Annotated in this window: 18 protein-coding genes and 2 pseudogenes; 7 read left to right on the plus strand and 13 right to left on the minus strand. The window is 68.9% G+C overall.

Annotated elements, in window-relative coordinates:
- Positions 1 to 294: pseudogene (locus ACWD3C_RS26640) on the plus strand (hypothetical protein); the annotation flags it as partial.
- Between the two features lie 356 nt (positions 295 to 650).
- On the plus strand, positions 651 to 1331 hold the full coding sequence (locus ACWD3C_RS26645) for a TnsA-like heteromeric transposase endonuclease subunit (protein WP_451148101.1): 681 nt from the start codon (positions 651 to 653) through the stop codon (positions 1329 to 1331).
- Positions 1332 to 1478: 147 nt separating this feature from the next.
- Here ACWD3C_RS26645 and ACWD3C_RS26650 read toward each other — a convergent pair whose 3' ends face one another.
- The 4 genes from ACWD3C_RS26650 to ACWD3C_RS26665 are packed head-to-tail and all read right to left on the minus strand — an operon-like array spanning position 1479 to position 6390.
- On the minus strand, positions 1479 to 3095 hold the full coding sequence (locus tag ACWD3C_RS26650; protein WP_451148103.1) for a glycoside hydrolase family 13 protein: 1617 nt from the start codon (positions 3093 to 3095) through the stop codon (positions 1479 to 1481).
- Between the two features lie 54 nt (positions 3096 to 3149).
- Positions 3150 to 4019: a carbohydrate ABC transporter permease gene (locus ACWD3C_RS26655; RefSeq protein WP_451148105.1), complete on the minus strand. Its 870-nt coding sequence runs from the start codon at positions 4017 to 4019 to the stop codon at positions 3150 to 3152.
- On the minus strand, positions 4016 to 5086 hold the full coding sequence (locus ACWD3C_RS26660; RefSeq protein WP_451148107.1) for a carbohydrate ABC transporter permease: 1071 nt from the start codon (positions 5084 to 5086) through the stop codon (positions 4016 to 4018). The genes ACWD3C_RS26655 and ACWD3C_RS26660 overlap by 4 nt, the downstream gene beginning before the upstream one ends.
- 11 nt (positions 5087 to 5097) lie before the next feature.
- Positions 5098 to 6390: an ABC transporter substrate-binding protein gene (locus ACWD3C_RS26665; RefSeq protein WP_451148109.1), complete on the minus strand. Its 1293-nt coding sequence runs from the start codon at positions 6388 to 6390 to the stop codon at positions 5098 to 5100.
- Positions 6391 to 6778: 388 nt separating this feature from the next.
- On the opposite strand from ACWD3C_RS26665, the gene ACWD3C_RS26670 reads away from it, so the two are divergent.
- The 4 genes and pseudogenes from ACWD3C_RS26670 to ACWD3C_RS26685 all read left to right on the plus strand — a co-directional run bounded on the left by ACWD3C_RS26670 (position 6779) and on the right by ACWD3C_RS26685 (position 9762).
- Positions 6779 to 7831 (plus strand): LacI family DNA-binding transcriptional regulator, encoded by a 1053-nt coding sequence (locus ACWD3C_RS26670; RefSeq protein WP_451148111.1) that lies wholly within the window; start codon positions 6779 to 6781, stop codon positions 7829 to 7831.
- Between the two features lie 206 nt (positions 7832 to 8037).
- Positions 8038 to 8508 (plus strand): hypothetical protein, encoded by a 471-nt coding sequence (locus ACWD3C_RS26675; protein WP_451148113.1) that lies wholly within the window; start codon positions 8038 to 8040, stop codon positions 8506 to 8508.
- 71 nt (positions 8509 to 8579) lie between these two features.
- The gene (locus ACWD3C_RS26680) at positions 8580 to 9014 is read left to right on the plus strand and encodes a transposase family protein (RefSeq protein WP_451148115.1); all 435 of its coding nucleotides are present in this window, start codon (positions 8580 to 8582) and stop codon (positions 9012 to 9014) included.
- A gap of 27 nt (positions 9015 to 9041) precedes the next feature.
- Positions 9042 to 9762, plus strand: a pseudogene (locus tag ACWD3C_RS26685) (IS6 family transposase).
- Here the strand turns inward: ACWD3C_RS26685 and ACWD3C_RS26690 are convergent.
- The 9 genes from ACWD3C_RS26690 to ACWD3C_RS26730 all read right to left on the minus strand — a co-directional run bounded on the left by ACWD3C_RS26690 (position 9728) and on the right by ACWD3C_RS26730 (position 17673).
- Positions 9728 to 10087 (minus strand): hypothetical protein, encoded by a 360-nt coding sequence (locus ACWD3C_RS26690; protein WP_451148116.1) that lies wholly within the window; start codon positions 10085 to 10087, stop codon positions 9728 to 9730. The pseudogene ACWD3C_RS26685 and the gene ACWD3C_RS26690 sit on opposite strands and share 35 nt — an antisense overlap.
- A complete protein-coding gene (locus ACWD3C_RS26695; protein ID WP_451148118.1) occupies positions 10077 to 10430 on the minus strand; it encodes a hypothetical protein in 354 nt (117 codons plus the stop codon). The genes ACWD3C_RS26690 and ACWD3C_RS26695 overlap by 11 nt, the downstream gene beginning before the upstream one ends.
- A gap of 75 nt (positions 10431 to 10505) precedes the next feature.
- On the minus strand, positions 10506 to 10637 hold the full coding sequence (locus ACWD3C_RS26700) for a hypothetical protein (RefSeq protein WP_451148120.1): 132 nt from the start codon (positions 10635 to 10637) through the stop codon (positions 10506 to 10508).
- On the minus strand, positions 10634 to 11296 hold the full coding sequence (locus tag ACWD3C_RS26705; RefSeq protein ID WP_451148122.1) for a hypothetical protein: 663 nt from the start codon (positions 11294 to 11296) through the stop codon (positions 10634 to 10636). Before ACWD3C_RS26705 ends, ACWD3C_RS26700 begins: the two co-directional genes overlap by 4 nt.
- On the minus strand, positions 11293 to 12156 hold the full coding sequence (locus ACWD3C_RS26710; protein ID WP_451148124.1) for a 3-hydroxybutyryl-CoA dehydrogenase: 864 nt from the start codon (positions 12154 to 12156) through the stop codon (positions 11293 to 11295). Before ACWD3C_RS26710 ends, ACWD3C_RS26705 begins: the two co-directional genes overlap by 4 nt.
- 40 nt (positions 12157 to 12196) lie before the next feature.
- Positions 12197 to 13600 (minus strand): crotonyl-CoA carboxylase/reductase, encoded by a 1404-nt coding sequence (ccrA, locus tag ACWD3C_RS26715; protein ID WP_451148126.1) that lies wholly within the window; start codon positions 13598 to 13600, stop codon positions 12197 to 12199.
- A 312-nt stretch (positions 13601 to 13912) separates the two neighbouring features.
- Entirely contained in the window at positions 13913 to 16018 is a 2106-nt protein-coding gene (locus ACWD3C_RS26720) for a BTAD domain-containing putative transcriptional regulator (protein ID WP_451148128.1), read from the minus strand.
- Positions 16019 to 16138: 120 nt separating this feature from the next.
- Entirely contained in the window at positions 16139 to 16819 is a 681-nt protein-coding gene (locus ACWD3C_RS26725; protein ID WP_451148130.1) for a 4'-phosphopantetheinyl transferase family protein, read from the minus strand.
- Positions 16816 to 17673 (minus strand): metallophosphoesterase family protein, encoded by an 858-nt coding sequence (locus ACWD3C_RS26730; protein WP_451148132.1) that lies wholly within the window; start codon positions 17671 to 17673, stop codon positions 16816 to 16818. The genes ACWD3C_RS26725 and ACWD3C_RS26730 overlap by 4 nt, the downstream gene beginning before the upstream one ends.
- A gap of 143 nt (positions 17674 to 17816) precedes the next feature.
- On the opposite strand from ACWD3C_RS26730, the gene ACWD3C_RS26735 reads away from it, so the two are divergent.
- A complete protein-coding gene (locus ACWD3C_RS26735; protein ID WP_451148134.1) occupies positions 17817 to 18632 on the plus strand; it encodes a thioesterase II family protein in 816 nt (271 codons plus the stop codon).
- The last annotated feature ends 8 nt before the right edge of the window (positions 18633 to 18640 follow it).

Genomic DNA, 18640 nt, shown 5'->3' on the forward strand with positions numbered 1-18640 from the left:
GTCAGCCCGCCACCCGTCGCGTACCGCATACCACCGGCATACCTGATGGATCATCAGCTGTCGCCAGGTCTACCTCAGGAATTTAAGATCAGTAGTGAGCAAACGCAGAAACTCGACGCCGTGCTCACCGCATCAGGGCTCGGCGCCGGAATCCTCTCCAATGCTCACACGCAGGCCCTCACCTCCGCCGTGGACAAGGCCGAAGCCGCACTGCACGAGCTCCTGTCGAGCCCATGCCCAAGCCATGACCTTTCCGATGTGATACCGGCACAAAAGAAAACGGAGACTCGATAATGGACCGCTTCACGCCACGCTTCCAAGGCAAGCCCTGGGTCGACGGGATGGAGGTCATCCACGGATACCTGTTGCCCCGAGTAGGAGTCGATGACGAATTGAGGGGGAGTGTAGGTTCGCTTTTCGCGTGTCCCTTTCTCATTGACGATGGCCCTTGTCTGGCCCAAGGGACAACGCGATGAGACGAACTCTGTCTGATCGTTCACTCGTCGTAGTGCTGTTCCTGGCCTCGTTCTATGCAGCGGCGCCCTCCCGTTTGATCGTGGAGATGTCGCAGCTGGTCGAGACCGGGAGCTCTGTGCCCCGCTCTTGCTGCTCGGGGGTGGGGCATGGCGCGCGTGATCGGCGAAGTCTCGATGAGTCTCCGTCGTACGGACGGGAAGCTCGACGAGGACCTGATCTGGTCGACGACGGGCATCGACGTCTTCGAGCCCTCGATTCCCTGGCGTACGTTCCGCTGGCGCAACGGGCAGCAGCACTACTCAGGCACGCACTGGTCTTCCACTATGCGTGCCCATGTCGTCTACGAGTCGCGCCTTGAGCTGCCGCGCCTGCTCTACGCCGACTTCGACCAGGACGTGACGGCCGTCTTCGCCCAACCGTTCCTCCTCACCGCCACCGTGGACGGGCGCAGGCGTCGCCACGTCCCGGACTACCTCGTGCTGCGCGAGAAGGACGTGCCGCTGGTCGTGGACGTCAAACCGCGGGATCTGCTCACCCGGCCGAAGGTGAACTTCGCGCTCGGCTGGGCGCGCGAGGTCGTCCTGTCTCACGGCTGGGACTTCGAGGTGTGGTCCGAGCCGCCGGAAGCGGAGTTGGCGAACCTGCGCTTCCTCGCGGGCTATCGCCGCGACTGGCTCTTCGACGAAGACCTCCTCGCGGAGATCCGGGAGGCGGATCTGCACGGGGCAACGCTGGGCGACGCGCTTCGCGCCTTTCCTCACCACCCTGACTGGAAGGTGCGAGCCGCCGTACTGCGGCTGTTGTGGTGCCAGCACTTCGTGACCGACCGTCGGAGGTCTGGGACGTGGTGGTGATGTCCAAAGGAGCGGAGCCTCTCGCGGTGGTACTGGCTCGACGGCGCCCGCCGTGCCGAGGATGGGGCCAGGACCTGTCCGGTCAGCGGGGAATGACACCGGACAGGCCCCGGCGGATCGAGGGGCCGCGGCCCCGGTTGCGGGCCGCTACACCTTGAACCAGACCGCGCGGTCGGGTTCCAGCTGCCCGTCCGCGACGGAGCCGCTGGCCAGCAGGATCGAGATGTGGTCGGGCAGCTGGTACGCCTCATCTGAGAGGTTGACGACGCAGAGGAAGCCGGGTTCGCGGCGGAAGGCGAGGACTCCTGCGGGGGCGTCGAGCCAGGTCATGGTGCCCTCGCCGAGGGCGGAGTGGTCGCGGCGCAGGCGCAGGGCGGCGCGGTACAGCTCCAGCATCGATGTCGCGTCGCCGGTCTGTGCCTCCACGCTGCGCTCACCCCAGCTGGTGGGCTGGGGCAGCCAGGGGCCGGCGTAGGCGTCGTCGGGGCTGAAGCCGAACGGCTCCACCTGCCCGGACCAGGGGATCGGCACGCGGCAGCCGTCGCGGCCGCGGTCGGTGTGGCCGGAGCGTTCCCAGATGGGGTCCTCAAGGACGTCCACGGGGAGGTCCTCGACTTCGGGCAGGCCGAGTTCGTCGCCCTGGTAGATGTAGGCGCCGCCGGGGAGGGCGAGCATGAGCAGGGCGGCGGCGCGGGCACGACGGGTGCCCAATTGGAGGTCCGCGGGGCCTTGGGGCTGGTAACGCTCGTTGGGCACCCAGCGTGCGACGGTCTGGCGGGCGTAGCGGCTGGTGTGGCGCATGACGTCGTGGTTGGAGAGCACCCAGGTGGCCGGTGCGCCGACGCCGCTGAGCATGGCGAGGGAGTCGTCGATGACCGTGCGGAGGTCCTTGGCGTCCCAGCTGGCCATGAGGAAGTCGAAGTTGAAGGCGGTGTGCAGGCCGCCGGGGCGGACGTAGGCGGCGAGGCGTTCGGGGGTGTCGGCCCAGGCTTCGGCGACGAAGGCCCGGTCGCCGGGGAACTCGTCGGCGACCTTGCGCCAGGTGCGGTAGATGTCGTGGACCTCGTCGCGGTCCCAGTGCGGGTGCACGATCTGTTCGCGTGTCAGGTCGGGCAGTTCGGGGTCCTTGGCGAGTCCGTGGGCGACGTCGATGCGGAAGCCGTCGACGCCCCGGTCGAACCAGAACCGCAGGATGGACTCGAACTCGGCGTGGACGTCGGGGTGTTGCCAGTTGAGGTCGGGCTGTTCGGGGGCGTACAGGTGGAGGTACCACTCGCCGTCGGGAATGCGGGTCCAGGCCGGTCCGCCGAATTCGGAGATCCAGTTGTTGGGCGGTTGGGTGCCGTCGGGTCCTCGGCCGGGTCGGAAAATGTAACGCTCGCGTTCCGGGCTGCCGGGGCCTGCGTCCAGTGCCGCCTGGAACCAGGCGTGCTCGTCGGAGGTGTGGTTCGGGACGATGTCGGGGATGACGCGGATTCCGTGCCGGTGGGCTTCGGTGATGAGCTGCTCGGCGTCGGCGATGGTGCCGAACAGCGGGTCGATGGCGCGGAAGTCGGCCACGTCGTAGCCGCCGTCCGCCATGGGGGACTTGTACCAGGGGTTGATCCACAGGGCGTCCACGCCGAGCGACTTGAGGTAGGGCAGCCGGGAGCGCAGGCCGGCGATGTCGCCGACGCCGTCTCCGTCTCCGTCGGCGAAGCTGCGGATGTAGACCTGGTAGATGACGGCACTGCGCCACCAGGGCGAGGGCGTGGTGGAGGACATGGGGCTGAAGGGTCCTTTTGAGAGTGGGGGAAGGTGCGGTGCGGCGGCCGGGGCTTACTTGGCCGCGCCGGCGGTGAGTCCGGCGACGATGCGGCGCTGGAAGAGGAGCACCATGATCACCAGGGGGATGGTGACCAGGACGCCCGCGGCCATCTGGCTGCCGAATGGGGTGTCGAACTGGGTGGCGCCGGCGAACTTGGAGATGGCGACCGGCGCGGTCTGGATGCTGGGCCGGTTGGTCATCGACAGGGCGATGAGGAACTCGTTCCAGGCGGCGATGAAGGTGATGATCGCCGTGGTGAAGATGCCCGGCGCGGCGAGCGGGACGATGATCTTGCGGAACGCCTGGCCGCGGGTGCAGCCGTCGATCATCGCGGCCTGCTCCAGTTCGTCGGGCATCTGCCGGAAGAACGTGGTCAGGTTCCATACCGCCAGCGGCAGGGCGAAGGACATGCTCGGCACGATCATCGCCTGGTAGGTGTTGATCCAGCCGATGTCGGTGAACAGCTTCAGCAGCGGGACCACGATCGACACCACCGGGAACATCGAGGTGGCGATGATCAGGGTGAGGATCAGCCGCTTGAAGCGGAACTCCAGCCGGGCCATGGCGTAGGCGGTGAACGTGGCCAGCAGCAGCGCCAGGACGGTGGTGATGCCGGAGACGATCAGGCTGTTGAGCAGGGCGCGGCCGAACCCCTGGGCGGGGTCGAAGACCGCCTCGTAGTTCTCGAACGACACCGGGGAGGGCAGCAGTGTGGTGTCGAAGATGTCGGAGGTGCGGCGCAGGCTGGAGACGAGCATCCAGTAGAAGGGGGCCAGGCAGTAGGCCACCACCAGGGCAACTCCCCCGTACACCAGCCAGGTTCGCCATTTCGCCGTGCTGGTTATGGTCGTCTTGGTGGTCGTGTTCGCCGTGGTGGTCATGCCGACACCTCCGCACCGGCGGGCGCCGGGGCGCGCCGGAGCCGGCCCTTGCGCTTGGCTTTGCGTGCGGTGCCGCCGTCTCCGACGACGTCCGCGCCCAGCAGTCGTACGAATCCCAGGGCGATGAGGAAGACGTAGAGGAAGAGGACCACCGCGTAGGCTGCGGCCGGTCCGAAGCGGACGTTGGACGCCTCGTTCTGCGCGAGCATGGACAGGGTTTCCACCGAGTTCTTCTGGGCGCCGACGAGGAGGTAGGGCAGGTCGAACATCCGCAGCGCGTCCAGGCAGCGGAAGAGGACAGCCACCAGCAGTGCGGGCTTCACCAGCGGCAGGGTGATGTGCCAGAACTGGCGCTGGGGGCTCGCCCCGTCCATGCGGGCCGCCTCGTAGACCTCCTTGCCGATCACCTGCAGGCCAGCCAGGACGAGCAGTCCGATGAACGGGGCGGTCTTCCATACCTCGGCGATGATGACGGCGATCTTGGCGTGGAAGCCCTCGGTGGTCCACAGGACCTGTTGGCCGATCAGCGCGTTGGCGATGCCGTCGCTGTTGAAGATCCACCGCCACAGCAGGCCGGAGATGGCCGTGGGGACCGCCCAGGGGATGAGGATGCTGGCCCGCACCAGGGCGCGGCCCTGGAACGCCTTGTGCATGATCAGCGCCATGGCGACACCGATCACCGTCTCCAGTCCCACCGTGACGACGGTGAAGAAGGTGGTGTTCCAGAAGGCGTTCCAGAACCGGTCGCCGGCCTCGCCGAAGATGTCGGCGTAGTTCTGCAGTCCGACGAACGGTTCGGTGTCGCTGATGAAGCCGGTGTCCGGGTCCAGTCCCTTGGCCCCGTACAGCGACTCCCGCAGCGCCATGATCGTCGGGTAGAGGACGACGACGGTCAGCACCAGCAGGGTCGGGGACACCAGCAGAGCCGCCATCCGGCCGGAACCCGCCGTCGCCCGTTTCTGCCCGCCCCGGAAACGCACCGGCGCGGCGGGCCGTCCGGCACGGCGTGCTGCCGCACCGGACGGCCGTACCGCGGCCGTGTCGGGTGGGGTCTTGGCGTCCACCACGGCCCTCCTCCTCACTTCGTCGCGAGCTTCTGCAGCTCGGACTGCAGGTCCTTCAGCGCCTGCGCGCTGGACTTGTCACCGTTCAGGGCCGCGTACGCCTCCTGCTGGATCGCGGAGGACGCGTCGCCGTACTGGACCACCCGGGGGCGCGGCACGGCGTTCACGATCGACTTCTTCAGCACCGGCAGGTACGGGTACTGCTTGACCAGCGCCTGGTCGTCATAGAGGGCCTCGTACGGCGGTGCCATGGAAGCGTCCTTGAGGAACGTGCTCGCGCTGTCCTGGCTGGTGAAGAACTTCATGAAGTCCAGCGCCGTGGCCTTGTTCTTGGCGAAGGAGGACAGGGCCACGTTGTGGCCGCCCAGGGTGGAGGAGCCGGCCCCGTCCAAGCCGGGCAGCGGCGCGACCGCGAACTTGCCCGCGACCTTGCTCTTCTCGGCCAGCGAGTACACGTACGGCCAGTTGCGCAGGAAGAGCAGCTTGCCGGACTGGAACGCCTGGCGGCCTTCCTCCTCCTGGTAGGTGATGGCCTCCTTCGGGATCGTGCCGTCCTTGAAGGAGTCCACGAGGAAGTCCAGGCCCTTCTTGGCCTCGGGGGTGTCGACGTCGGGCTTGCCGTTGGCGTCGGTGATGACACCGCCGGCGGAGTTCACGGCCTCGGCGAAGTTGACGGTGAGGCCCTCGTACTTCTGGAACTGGCCGGCGTAGCAGTCCATGCCCTTGGCCTCGGGCAGCTTCTCGACCTTGGCACAGGCGGCCTTCATCTCCGCCCAGGTGGTCGGCGGGGCGCTGACGCCGGCCTTCTTCAGCAGGTCGGAGCGGTAGTACAGCACGCCGCCGTCGGAGTGATGCGGGACCGCGTACAGGTTGTCGCGGTACTTGGCCGTCTCCACCACCGGCTTGAGCATCTCGTCCAGCGGGAACTGCGCGGCGGGCAGCTGATCGATCCACTGGTGGGCGGCGAACTCCGAGGTCCACACCGCGTCCAGCCAAAGCACCGTGTAGGCGTCGGACTTCGTCTCGGCGTTCTGGATCATCTGCTGGCGCTGCTGGTTCACGTCCGCCGGCAGCTGTATGAACGTGACCTTCTCCTTGGGGTGTTCCTTGTTCCAGCTGTCGATCACCTTCTGGACGACGCCGGAGCTGTCCTTGGCGGCCGCGAACGTGATCGGGCCACGGCCCGAGAACGACGGGGACTTCTCCGAGGAACTGCTGTCGTCGGAGGAGCCGCAGGCGGTGAGGACGAGCCCGGCGGCGACGAGCACGGCCGAGCGCTGAAGGACTCTGGTGGTTCTGGCGTTCACTGTCTCTCCTGGACATGCGGAACCGAAGTCTCGGCGTGGTCGCCCGGGAGGGAGCAGCTGCCGAGATGCCTCTGGAATGGCTCTGGGATGGCTCTGGGATGGCTCTGTTACGAGACTGTGCTGTCACAGCGTCTTCTAGATCAAAAGAGCAGGTCACGGCCATGAAGGGTGGGCTCACGGCGACGACTTCGACTCCGTTGTGACAACGCTTGCACCGTAGGAGTGCACCCGGCGGAAGTCAATGCGTAACTTCGTAGTAGCACGGACGTTTCAGGAGATCGGTGCCCTCCAGGTCCGGCTGCGACGGGGGCGCCTCCCTTGCAAGCGGTCGTGACAGCGCTGTCAAATAGGGTCCCGCCGAAGGGGCAATCTGTGTTAACTTCCGCTCATGTCACCAGCTCAGCGGCACCCCACGTTGGCCGACGTCGCCGAACGGGCGGGGGTCTCCCCGTCCACCGTCTCGCGCACCCTGCGTGGCCTGACATCGGTGTCACCGCAGGTCCGTGCCCGGGTCGAGAAGGCCGCCCGTGAGCTGAACTTCGCGATCTCGCGGCAGGCGTCGAGCCTGGTGACCGGCAGGACCGGCGTCATGGCGGTGCTCGTGCCCACGCTCGACTCGTGGTTCATGGGAGCGGCGCTGTCCAGCCTGGGCCCGCTGCTGCGCGGCGCGGGCATGGAACTGACCGTCTACGTGGTGCCCGACCTTGCCGAACGGGCCGCATTCTTCGAGCGGCTCCCCGCCCGGCGCAACGCGGACGCGCTGCTGGTGTTCAGCTTCGACCTCAGCAAGGAGGAGACCGCCCGGCTGGACGATCTCGGCATGCCGGTCATCTACATCAGCCAACATGTCGAGGGCCGCCCCAGCATCTACGTCGACGATGTCGCCGGCGCGTGCAAGGCCACCCGCCACCTGATCAACCTCGGACACCGCAGAATCGCCTTCGCCCACACCGTCAACGCCCGCGGCTTCAGCTTCAGCTCACGCGAGCGCCTCCTCGGCTACCAACAGGCACTCACCGAGGCGGACATACCTCTGGACGACGACCTGGTCGTCACCACGCCGCCCCGCGACAAACGCGGCACCACCCAGGCGGTCGGCAACCTGCTGAGCCTGCGCGAACCACCCACCGCCATTTTCGCCGAGCAGGACGAACTGGCCGCCTCCGTCATCTCCACCCTGCGCACCGTGCAGATCGAGGTGCCCGAACGGATCTCCGTCCTCGGCTTCGACGACCAGCTGATGGCCGAATGGCTCGACCTGTCCACCGTCGCCCAGTCCCCCTCCGACATGGGCCGCGCCGCCGCCGAACTGGCCCTGGAACTCATCAACGACCCCGACGCGGACCGCGGCCGGCACGTCATCCTGCCCACGCACCTGATCCTGCGGGGCACCACGGCCTCGCCGCCCGCTCCTCAGGGAGAGGGCCAGGTGCATCAATGAGGAAGTTTCATCGTGATTCGTGCAGGTCAACGGCCCTGGTGTGACGGGCGGTTGGGATGCTCGCGCATGTCACGAGCGTGATCGCGTCGGGGAGATCATCTGTCGGCCCGTTCCGGGTCGTCTTCCTCGAATCTCCTGCACGCTGCGCACTGGTGCCCCTACCGTGCGTGCAGGGTCGCGACGGCGGGCCTGCGAAGGGAGGGAACATGGTCCAGAACCTCATGGTGTGGCTGATAGAGCGCCGGGTTGTGCTGGAAGAACGCGCCGCGCAGCTGCGCAAGCAGTTGGCCGACACCGAGGCCGAAGTGGCCCGGCTCGGGGCCGCCGAGGTCGTCTACCAGCAGTACCAGGAGGATGCCGAGGCCGGGCACCCTGACGCCGCGGCCTGGCAGCAGGCCCTGGAAGAGGCCACCGGCGGCACGCCCGGAGCCGCCGGCCAGTTGCTGATTCCCCACCACGGCCCCGACACCGGCACGGACGACCTGCCCGCCGACTACCAGAAGATCATGGAGATCGTCGCGGGCGGCGACAGCCCGCTGCAGGCCAAGGACGTGGCCCGCGAGCTGGGACTGGATGCGGTGCCGGCGAAGGTGGAGCCGGTGCGCGGGAAGCTGCGCAAGCTGGCCGAGCGCGGCTGGATCACCCGCACCCCCGCCGGACGCTACCTGCCCCGTTAGCCTGCGGCCGACTGCCACAACGGCCGATTCGGGCCGCAACGCAAGCGCCCCCGGCGGGTGTTGGTCCATGCGTGAACAAGAAGACCAGCCCCGCCGAGGGCGACACCGGCCTTGTCTACTCCGTCCGCCTGCCGCTGTCCAGCGCGACCGTCAACCGCGTGGCCGACCTGATCCGCGCCCACCGCAGACAGATCCGCTCCCGGTGGCGCAAGCTCGACGCCGGGCAGATAGCGCTGATCGTGCTGGCCCACCTGCGCAACGACGAGCGCCTGGCCGACCTGGCCGGCGGGAACGCGGTCTCGGCCTCCACGGTGCGGCGCTGGGTGCTGGAGGTGCTCGGCCTGCTGGCCGCACGTTCCCCCCGCCTGGACCGCGCGCTGGCCAAGGTGGCCAAGGACAGCGGCTGCGTGGTCCTGCTGGACGGGACGCTGATCCGCACCCGGCGGCGCAGTGGGCGGGCGAACCGGAAGAACGGCTTTATCAAGTTGAGGAGGGAGGTGCGATGATCTTGGTGGGATCGTCGTGGGAGGGGCCTGCTGGTGGACACTGCTGCACCGTCGTACCGGGGGTTCCGGTTCCCGCCGGAGGTGATCGCGTATGCGGTCTGGCTGTACCACCGGTTTCCGCTCTCCTTGCGTGACGTGGAGGAGCTCCTCTTCGAGCGCGGGATCACCGTCTCCTACGAGGCCGTCCGTCTGTGGTGCGAGCGGTTCGGTCCCGTCTACGCCGCCGGGCTGCGCCGCCGGCAGCCCCGCCCGGGCGACCGGTGGCACCTGGACGAGGTATTCCTCAAGGTCAACGGGCGGGTGCGGTACCTGTGGCGCGCGGTGGACCAGGACGGCAACGTCCTGGACATCCTCGTGACCAACACCCGCGATGCGAAGGCGGCGAAGCGCTTCTTCCGCAAGCTCCTCAAGGGCACCGAGACGGTGCCGCGGGCGGTGGTCACGGACAAGCTCCGCAGTTACGGGGCCGCCCACCGCCAGGTCATGCCCTCCGTCGAGCACCGCTCCTCGAAGTACTTGAACAATCGCGCCGAGAACTCGCATCTGCCTACACGGCGGCGCGAGTACGCGATGCAGGGCTTCCGCAGCGTCGGCGGAGCACAACGGTTCCTCCTTCTCCCGGATCTCACGGCACTTCCGGCCCCGCCGTCACCGGTTCACCGCCTCCGCCTACCGCACCGAAATGACCAACCGCCACACCATCTGGCACCAGATCACCGGCACCACCCTCCTGGCCGCAACCATCTGACAGCGGTCACCTCCACCACCCGAGCACACCTCAACTCACCTGCCTCATCAGCAACTTGACAACGCCCGGCGGAGGTGCACGCCAGCACGGTGGCGTCCAGCGGAAGATGGCGCATGGAGTCGACGGCACTGGCGGAGGCGGCCCGCAGCCCGTGCCAGAAGGAGTCGTCGACGGCGGTCGTGCGGGAGGCCGGCACGAGCCGAGCGTAGTGGAAGACCACGCCCTGCTCGCCGAGTTGGGGCAACTCCTCCTCCACCGCCATGTTGGCCCACGGCAGCAGCACGCCCACACGTCGCCGCACCACCGCATCGGGGTCAGCGGGCACGGTGGGTGCCGTAGATGACGCGCGGGGCGTGCCCGGTGACGGTGATGTCGGCCGGCGTTCCCACCGGGACGACGGCGCCGGGCTCGATGATCTGGATCGCGTAGGAGCCCAGGCGGCGGAACCAGGTGCCGCGCTCGTCGACGAAGTAGGCGTGCACTCCGGGAATCTCCAGGCCGGCCGGGTAGACGCGTTCCTTCATCGGCCGGTCCCACAGCTGGTCGATGTCGGCCTTCCGTGTGGTGAAGTGCTCCGCGGACGGCAGGCCCTGCAGACTCTCCTCTTCCTCCGCGAGTGGAGTGCCCGGGAACGCGCGGGCCAGGCGGACGTTGGTGCGGTGGCACATCAGCTCCGCATCGTAGATCCGCCGCAGGGCCGTGAGGTTGGCCAGGTGCGTCGCGTGGGTCTCGCCCGGCAGACCTTAGATCAGGTTGAGGCCGGGCAGCAGCTTGGGCAGCCCGCCCGGCCCGCGCTCGGCGCCGGCCTCGTTCACGTGCTCGACGGCGCGCAGCAGGATGTCCTCGGTGCACGTCAGGGTGTTGCGTTCGATCACGGCCGGGTCGAACGACTCGATCCCCATCGGGGCGCAGTTGCCCTCGTGCAGAACTCGGCGACCGCCGCCGCGATCCGCTTGCCGACCGGCGCGGCCACGGCCAGCGGGTCGGCGTTGTCGATGTGCAGCATCTCCAGGTCCGGGCAGCGCTCCCGGGTACCGCCCAGCAAGGCCCGGACCGCCGCCTCGCTGCGGCCCTGGTAGGAGAAGAAGCACGTCTGCTGGCCGAGCCGGAAGTGCCGCACGCCCGCGTCGTACAGCTGCCCGGCCTCGGCCAGGACGTCCTCGACCGCCCGGTGCGCGACCGCCGGGGACTTGGACGGCTCGTTGCAGAACCGGCAGAACGCCTTGCGGGTGCAGCCGCGGTACAGCTCCAGCTCAGCGACGGCCGCCCACGGCATCTGGCCGATCAACTCGGCGAACGAGTCGCGCTCCGCCTCCAGCTGCCCGTAGGCGGCGGGGGTGCGGCTGCCCAGGGCCAGAGTGGACGAAGTGACGGTGTGGGTGTGGACCGCATCGAACAGCCCGGCCCAGAAGGCCGGTTCCGAAAGCGCCCAGGTGGCCATCGGCCCGAGCAGGAAACGGCGGCCCCGCACGCACGCCATCGCGCGGGCGATGTCGTCCTGCCCGCCGTGATCGAGGTGGCGAGGAGCGGTCACCGGTCGTAGTGATGGAAACCCTGGCCTGTCTTGCGACCCAGCATGCCGGCCTCGACCAGGCGTCGCAGCAGCGGCGGCGGGGCGTAGTGGGGCTCCCGGAACTCCTCGTGGAGGGCTTCCGCGATGGAGGCGACCACGTCCAGCCCGATCAGGTCGGCGAGCCGCAGCGGGCCCATCGGGTGGGAGCAGCCGAGTGTCATGGCATCGTCCACGGTGTCTGCCGACGCGTGCCCCGACTCCACCATCCTGACGGCGGACAGGAGGTACGGGATGAGCAGGGCGTTGACCGTGAAGCCGGCGCGGTCGGGGGACCGGATGATCCGCTTGCCGAGGACGCCCGTCACGAATTCCTCGGCCCGGACAGCGGTCTTCTCGTCGGTGAGCAGGGTGCTGACCATCTCCACCAGCGGCAGAACGGGCGCCGGGTTGAAGAAGTGGATCCCGATCACGCGGCCGCCGTCGGCGGTGGCACGGGCCAGTCTGAGGACCGAGATGGAGGAGGTGTTGGAGGCGAGGATGGCTTCGGGGTCCTGAAGCACTCGGTCCAGTTGTGCGAACAACTCGCGCTTCGCCGGCTCGTTCTCGCTGATCGACTCTATGACCAGCTGTCGGTCCGCCAAGTCTGCCAGGTCACTGGTGTATGACACACGGGCGAGTGCGTTCTCGTGGTCCCGGTCGGTGATCCGGCCCTTGCCCAGCGCTTTGTCGAATGATTCGGTGAGCCGCTCTTGCCCCCTGGCAAGCGATTCACGCGAAGCCGCCGCGACCATGACGTCGAGTCCGGCGAGGGCGCAGACGTGCGCGATGCCCGACCCCATGGTGCCGCAGCCGACAACCGCGATCTTCTGGATGGTGCTCATTGCCGCGTCCCCTCCACCCGGTCCGTCCGTGTCGTCCATGTCATCGGGCCGTTACGTCGGCGACCGGCTCGGCCACGGGTGCCGGCGCTGCGGAGGTCGTCCGTGCCGGCTCCCCGGTGTCGCGCAGCGGGTTCAGCTTTTCCTCCCCGATGCGGTCCCGCAGCCGTTGGTCGGTCACCCCGAGTCCCGGGCGGGGTGCCAGGCACAGCACGCCCACCTTGCCGGTGTGCCGGTTGGTCTGTACGAGCCGGGCGGCCTCTGCCGTCTCGGCGAGCGGGTAGACGGTGGAGAGGACCGGGACCAGGTGGCCGAGGCGGAACAACCGGTTGCACTCCGACTGCTCCTGCAGGTTCGCGGCGTGGCTGCCCACGATCCGTTTGAGGTGCATCCACAAGTACCGGTTGTCGAAGCGGTGTTGATAGCCGGTGCTGGATCCGCAGGTGACGATGGTTCCTCCGCGGCGGACGACGAATACCGACATACCGAACGTGGCCTTGCCGATGTAGTCGAACACGACGTGCGGGTCCTCGCCGGTCTCGGCTCGGATGATCCTGCCGAGGCGCTTGCCGGCCTCGATGCTCGCGTCCGGGTCGTCGCCGAGGTCGCCGTCCAGGCCGATGTCGGCCCGGTTGATGACGACGTCACAGCCGAGCGCCCGCGCCCGTCGGGCCTTCTCCTCCGTACTGACCACACCCACGGCGATGCCGCCGCCCTTCTTGACCAGTTGCACGGCATAGGCGCCGAGTCCGCCGGTGGCACCCCAGATCAGCACGATGTCGCCCTGTTTGATGCGGGCGCCCCGGTCGCTGACGAGCATCCGGTAGGAGGTGGCGGCGCACAGCATCATGGAGCCGGCCTCCTCCCAGGTCAGGTGGGCCGGCTTGGGGAGCAGCTGGCTGGCCCGCACCACCGCGTAGTGGGCCAGTCCGCCGAAGTTCGTCTCGAAGCCCCAGATCCGCTGCTCGGCGCCGAGCATGCCGTCGGCGTGGGTGGCGGGTTCCTGGTCGTCCACCTGGACGCAGCTGACGACAACATGGTCGCCCACCCCCCAGCGCCGTACACCGGCGCCGGTGCGGACGATGACTCCGGCGGCATCCGAACCGACGACGTGCTGCGGCAGATCGTGCCGGGCGGCGGAACCGCCCTGACGGCCGAGCTTCCGCAGGAAGTTGAAGGTCGGCACCGGCTCGAAGGTCGCCGACCACACGGTGTTGTAGTTGATCGAGCTGGCCATCACCGCGATCAGCACTTCGTCCACGGCCAGTTCCGGCATGGGCACCGGGCCGGCCCGCAAGGTACGGCGAACGTCTCTGTCGGAGGCGTCACCGAACACGTCCAGGTCCTCCGCGCGCAGGTGGACGGCGGTGTACTCACTGGGCAGGGGTTCCTTCGCCAGCCGTTCCGGGGGCGCGCCGGCGAGCACCGCTTCGGCCAAGGGGTCCATGGGGGGCTCCTCAATTGTCATCGCTGGTGGCCCGAGGGCGGGCACGGACGGGCCGTGGGACGGCCGGAGGTGAGACGACGGCTACGGGGGGAAGGGTCGCCGGGCAGTCGCAGCGGGCGGGCCGGCAGGCGAGATCACCGGTGTGCCCTGCCGTGGTACGGGCTTTTGCCGTCCGGCCGGACGGCCCTCGTACCGCGTGATGGTGCCAACGCTAGGGGGGCCGCGGAGGGCTGCCAACCCTTAAAGACAGCCCCCTACCTGCGTCCCATTGGGCTGGGAGGGGTGGGGTGAGGGGATGAGCCCGACAGCTGATCACCCGGACGCGGCCCGGGGTACGGAGACCGGTGGCAGGCGTGCCCACAGTTCGCCGACCAGTTGTCGGCCGACCATGTCGAGGCCTGTCCGCTCCGCCTCGGCGAGGGCCGCGACGAGTCCCGCGCGGTCGTCGTCCGTCCAGTTCACGGTCGGCCAGTGCGGCAAGTACGTCCACTCCGGTTCCCCTGGCTTGAACGGCCGCCCGTTCCGGTCGAGGGTGTGCAGATACCACCGGAGCAGGCAGCGCAGTGTTTCCACCTGGTGATCGAGGCACTCCTCGTCGTCGGCGCGTTCGCGGGCGTACGCCCGCACCAGGGCGTCCAGGTGGTAGCGGGCCTGGTCGTGCTCGCGCAGCAGATGTGCGTCGACCAGCACGTCGAGTACGTCCTCGGCGTTCTCCTCGGAGCAGTTGAGCAGTGCCGCAGCCGTCTCACGGCGGACGTACGACATGTTGCCGACGCCGAGCCTGCGGAATGCCGCCGCGAGGTCGATGCCGTGCACGGACCGGTCGCGCAGGGTGGCGTACCCGGCGTCCAGGCCGGTTCGCACCGTCAAGTCACCGAGGTGCAGTTCGTCGAGCAGCCGTCGCTGTTCGAGCAGGCGGTGGGCCAGGGCGCCGAGGCTGCGGCGCGGTCGTGCGCGGAGGCGGCAGCCGACGATGCGCAGGGCCAGCGGCATACCGGCGCAGGCGACGACGAGCCGGCGGGCGGCCGATCGTTCGGCGTCGATCCGCCGACGGCCGGTGATCCGTTCCAGCAGCTCCAGCGAGGCGTCCTCGTCGAGTGCGTCCAGCGCGACGCCGTGTGCTCCTTCGAGGTCGGCGAGGCGGTGGCGGCTGGTGACGATCACCCGGCTCCCGCCGCTGCCGGGGATGAGCGGGCGGACCTGTGCGGCGTTCATGGCGTCGTCCAGCACGATGAGCATCCGGCGGTCGGCGACCAGGGACCGGAAGAGGGAGATCCGGTTGGCCATGGTCTTCGGCACCGCGACATCGGGCACCCCCAGCCCGACGAGTAGCCGCGTGAGGACCTCCTCGGGTTGCGCGAGATGTCCGGTGCTGCCCTCCAGGTCCGCGAAGACCTGCCCGTCGGCGAAGTCGGCGCGGACGGAGTGAGCCGCGTGCAGTGCCAGTGCGGTCTTGCCGATTCCGCCGGCGCCGGTGACCACCACCGTCGTGGCCGGACCCGCGGCGGGTGCCTCGCCACGCAGCAGCCGTCCCAGCTCGGCGGTCTCGTGGGTGCGGGCGGTGAAGTCCGTGACGCCCTGGGGCAGTTGGGCGGGTGTCGGCCAGCCCGGCCAGGACCGGCTGGGTCCGCCCCACGCTTCCCGGCGTTCTTCGGACTCGCACCGGTGCTGCGGCGGCTCGACGTCGGCCCGCAGTATGCGCCGCTGGACGGCCCGTAATTCGGAGCCGGGCTCGGTCCCGAGCTGGTCGATCAGCGCGGCACGGGTCCGCTGGAACAGGTCGAGGGCCTCCGGCTGCTGACCGGAGCGGAACAGCGCCAGCATGAGGCGGCCGATGAGTCCTTCGTGGAGCGGGTGTTCCCGCGCCATCTGCCACAGTTCGGGCAGTATCTCGGCGTGGCGCTGCAGTTCGAGGTCCAGGTCCACACGCCAGATGCGGGTCTGCAAGTGGAGTCGCTGTAGATGCGAGGCCTCCACGTCGTGGAGGGTGCGCGAGGGCACATCCATCAGCGGGTCGTGTCGCCACAGGGCGAGCGCCTTGCGGAGTTCCTCGACGGCTTCCGAGGTCTTGCCCGCCTCGGCCAGGGCGCCGGCCGCCTTTCGGTGGGCGGTGAACCGTCCCAGGTCGGTCTCGTCCTCCTCCAGCTCGATCAGATAGCCGGGCGCGCGGGTGGTGATTCTCGCCCTCCCGGCGTTGCCCAGGACCTGACGCAGCCTCATGACGTAGGTACGGATCGTGGCGGCGGCGCTGGGCGGCGGGGTGCCGTCCCAGACGAAGCTGGCGATGTTGTCCACCGGGACCACTCGGTTCGCGTTGAGCACGAGGGCGGCGAGGATCACCCGCTGCCTCGGGGCGGGGACCCTCAACTCGTTCCCGCCCGACCGGATGACCAGGGGACCTAGCAACAAGAACTCCATGAACTGCTCACCCTCACGAAAAACATGATGCGATTTCCGCCGGTCGCGCGGTCCCCCTTGGCACGCTGCGCACGCACCACACGACCGGAACAGCGGGCGGAACCTTTCTTCTCACAGCCGTCACCCCTGTCCGGGTGCCGGGGCGGGCAGCACGACGGCGGCGAGGGACAACCCGTCCCGCACCAGCCAGCGGCCGGAGAGTTCCGTCAGTCTGCGAGGACCGGGCACCAGGAGCCGGGCGGCGAAGACGCCCGACGCGTACCCCGGGGTGAGTTCCCGGGGGTGAAAGGTGACGGTGGCCTCGTCGAATTCCAGTTCCCGGCCCGTGAGCGGGTGCCAGACCTTGAAGACAGCTTCCTTGGCGCCGAACAGGAGCCGGTCCCACCACACGCCGGTACCACTGCCGGCACCGGCGATCCAGGAGAGTTCCTCGGGCCGGGCCACGGCTTCGAGCACCCCGTCCGGCAGGGCTTGGTGGGGCTCGGCGTCGATCCCCACGGCGGCGATGTCGGCCGCACGGGCAACGGCGGCGGCACGGTAGCCGGCGCAGTGCGTCATGCTGCCGACCACGCCGTCCGGCCACTGCGGCGCCCCGCGGTGCCCCGGGACGACGGGGGCCGGATCCAGGCCGAGCTGCGCCAGGGCGCGGCGGGCGCAGGCCCGTACGGTGGTGTACTCCCGGCGGCGCTTGTCCACCGCGTCACCGAGAGCCGCATCCTCCTCCGGGAACAAGCGGGTGTCCGTGAGGTCCTCCCGGGCCCAGGCCGAGGCGGTGGCGGCAGGCAGAAGCTGGTCGATCACGAGGGTGTCACCGCCGGAAGTATCTGGCGCAGGACGCCGCGGGGCATCCCGCGCTGCCGGTGCTCGCGGGGATAGCCGACCGAGACCTCCTCGAACCGGACTCCGTCGTGCCAGGTGGTACGGGGTATGTGCAGATGCCCGTAGACCACGGCCATGGCGTTGAACCGCACGTGCCACTTGGCGGTCTGTTCGGTTCCGCACCACTGGGCGAATTCCGGATGGAACAAGACCCTTGTCGGGTCCCGCACCAGCGGGTAATGGTTGACCAGCACGGTCGGCAGGTCCACATCGCGCTCGGCGAGCCGGCGCTCCGTCTCCGCCAGCCGGGCGTGGCACCACGCCTCGCGGCTCGGGTACGGATCGGGGTGCAGGAGCATCTCGTCGGTGCACACCACCCCGGCCTCGTACGCCTCGGCCAGCGCCTGCTCCTTGGTCGTGGCGGTGGGGGTCCGGAAGCTGTAGTCGTACAGAACGAAGAGGGGGGCGATCGTGACAGGACCGCCCGGTCCGTCCCACACGGGGAAGGGGTCCTCCGGGGTGAGCACCCCGAGCCCGCGGCAGATGTCGACGAGGTGGAGGTAGCGTTCCTCGCCGCGCATCTGGACCGGATCGCTCGGCGGGGTCCAGAGCTCGTGGTTTCCAGGGGCCCAGATCACAGTGTCGAATCGTTCCCGCAATAACTTCAGCGCCCACGTGAAGTCCTCGGTAATCTCCCCGACGTCGCCGGCCACGATGAGCCAGTCGTCGTCGGAATGGGGACGCATACCGGCCACGATCCGCCGGTTCTCCGGATACGCCACATGAAGATCGCTTGTCGCCATGAGCCTGCCTGATGGGGGTCCGGAAGATCTCATGGAGCACTTTCTACCGGCTGCCGTCCGCCCCGACGCAGCGTATCTGGGGTGGCACGGGAGAACACTGGGGGCTGTAGGGGGTGGCTAGGGGTGGCCGCTGCCAGGCCGGGCTGCCTAACCTCCGTTACCGTGCCGACAGGCGCATGACCTACTCGACGGAGGACGAGCGGACGATGGATCGTTGCGCCGACGAACCGGACCTGTGGCTCCGGTGCTTCGCGGCTGCTCCCGAGGCCCGGACACGGCTGGCCTGTTTCCCCCATGCCGGCGGATCGGCGAGTTCCTTCCATGCCATGTCGGGTGCGCTGCCGCCGACGGCGGAAGTGCTGGCCGTGCAGTACCCGGGCAGACAGGACCGGCGGGCCGAGGAGTGCATCGACAACGTCCCGGAACTGGTCGACCGACTGCTGCCGGCCCTGACGGCACGGGACGATGACCGGCCGCTGGCGCTGTTCGGCCACAGCATGGGCGCCACCCTCGCCTACGAGGTCGCACGCCGGCTGGAGGAGCGCGGTGGGGCCGCCGGTCCGGTCACCGTGTTCCTCTCCGGGCGCCGCGCACCGCGCTTCGAGCGCAGTGAGTACATCCACCAACGCGACGACCAGGGAATTCTGCGGGAGCTGGAGCTGCTGGGCGGCTCCGCCGCCGTGGCGCTGGCCGATCCGGAGATCCTCCAGATGGTCATGCCCGCCATCCGCGGCGACTATCGCGCGGCGGAGACGTATGTGCATGTGCCGGGACCACCCCTGCGCTGCCCGGTCGTGGCACTGACCGGGGACGCCGACCCGCGCGCGTCCGTCCAGGAGGTCGAGGCGTGGAGCGAGTACACCGAAGGGCCGTTCGCCATGCATGTCTTCAAGGGCGGTCACTTCTTTCTCAATGATCATCCGGAAGCGGTGCACAGCACCGTCCGCGACCATCTGAGCTCGCTCCCGGTCTTCGGTGCGGGCACCTGTTAGGCCGAGAC

The sequence above is a fragment of the Streptomyces sp. NPDC002845 genome (assembly GCF_053591955.1).

What these genes read in the sequence shown, in the direction of transcription:
- ACWD3C_RS26675 (WP_451148113.1), top strand. Translation starts at nt 8,038, where the DNA reads ATGGTCCAGAACCTCATGGTGTGGCTGATAGAGCGCCGGGTTGTGCTG.
- ACWD3C_RS26695 (WP_451148118.1), bottom strand. Translation starts at nt 10,430, where the DNA reads ATGTGCCACCGCACCAACGTCCGCCTGGCCCGCGCGTTCCCGGGCACT.
- ACWD3C_RS26650 (WP_451148103.1), bottom strand. Translation starts at nt 3,095, where the DNA reads ATGTCCTCCACCACGCCCTCGCCCTGGTGGCGCAGTGCCGTCATCTAC.
- ACWD3C_RS26720 (WP_451148128.1), bottom strand. Translation starts at nt 16,018, where the DNA reads ATGGAGTTCTTGTTGCTAGGTCCCCTGGTCATCCGGTCGGGCGGGAAC.
- ACWD3C_RS26655 (WP_451148105.1), bottom strand. Translation starts at nt 4,019, where the DNA reads ATGACCACCACGGCGAACACGACCACCAAGACGACCATAACCAGCACG.
- ACWD3C_RS26735 (WP_451148134.1), top strand. Translation starts at nt 17,817, where the DNA reads ATGACCTACTCGACGGAGGACGAGCGGACGATGGATCGTTGCGCCGAC.
- ACWD3C_RS26670 (WP_451148111.1), top strand. Translation starts at nt 6,779, where the DNA reads ATGTCACCAGCTCAGCGGCACCCCACGTTGGCCGACGTCGCCGAACGG.
- ACWD3C_RS26710 (WP_451148124.1), bottom strand. Translation starts at nt 12,156, where the DNA reads ATGAGCACCATCCAGAAGATCGCGGTTGTCGGCTGCGGCACCATGGGG.
- ACWD3C_RS26645 (WP_451148101.1), top strand. Translation starts at nt 651, where the DNA reads ATGAGTCTCCGTCGTACGGACGGGAAGCTCGACGAGGACCTGATCTGG.
- ACWD3C_RS26730 (WP_451148132.1), bottom strand. Translation starts at nt 17,673, where the DNA reads ATGAGATCTTCCGGACCCCCATCAGGCAGGCTCATGGCGACAAGCGAT.
- ccrA (WP_451148126.1), bottom strand. Translation starts at nt 13,600, where the DNA reads ATGGACCCCTTGGCCGAAGCGGTGCTCGCCGGCGCGCCCCCGGAACGG.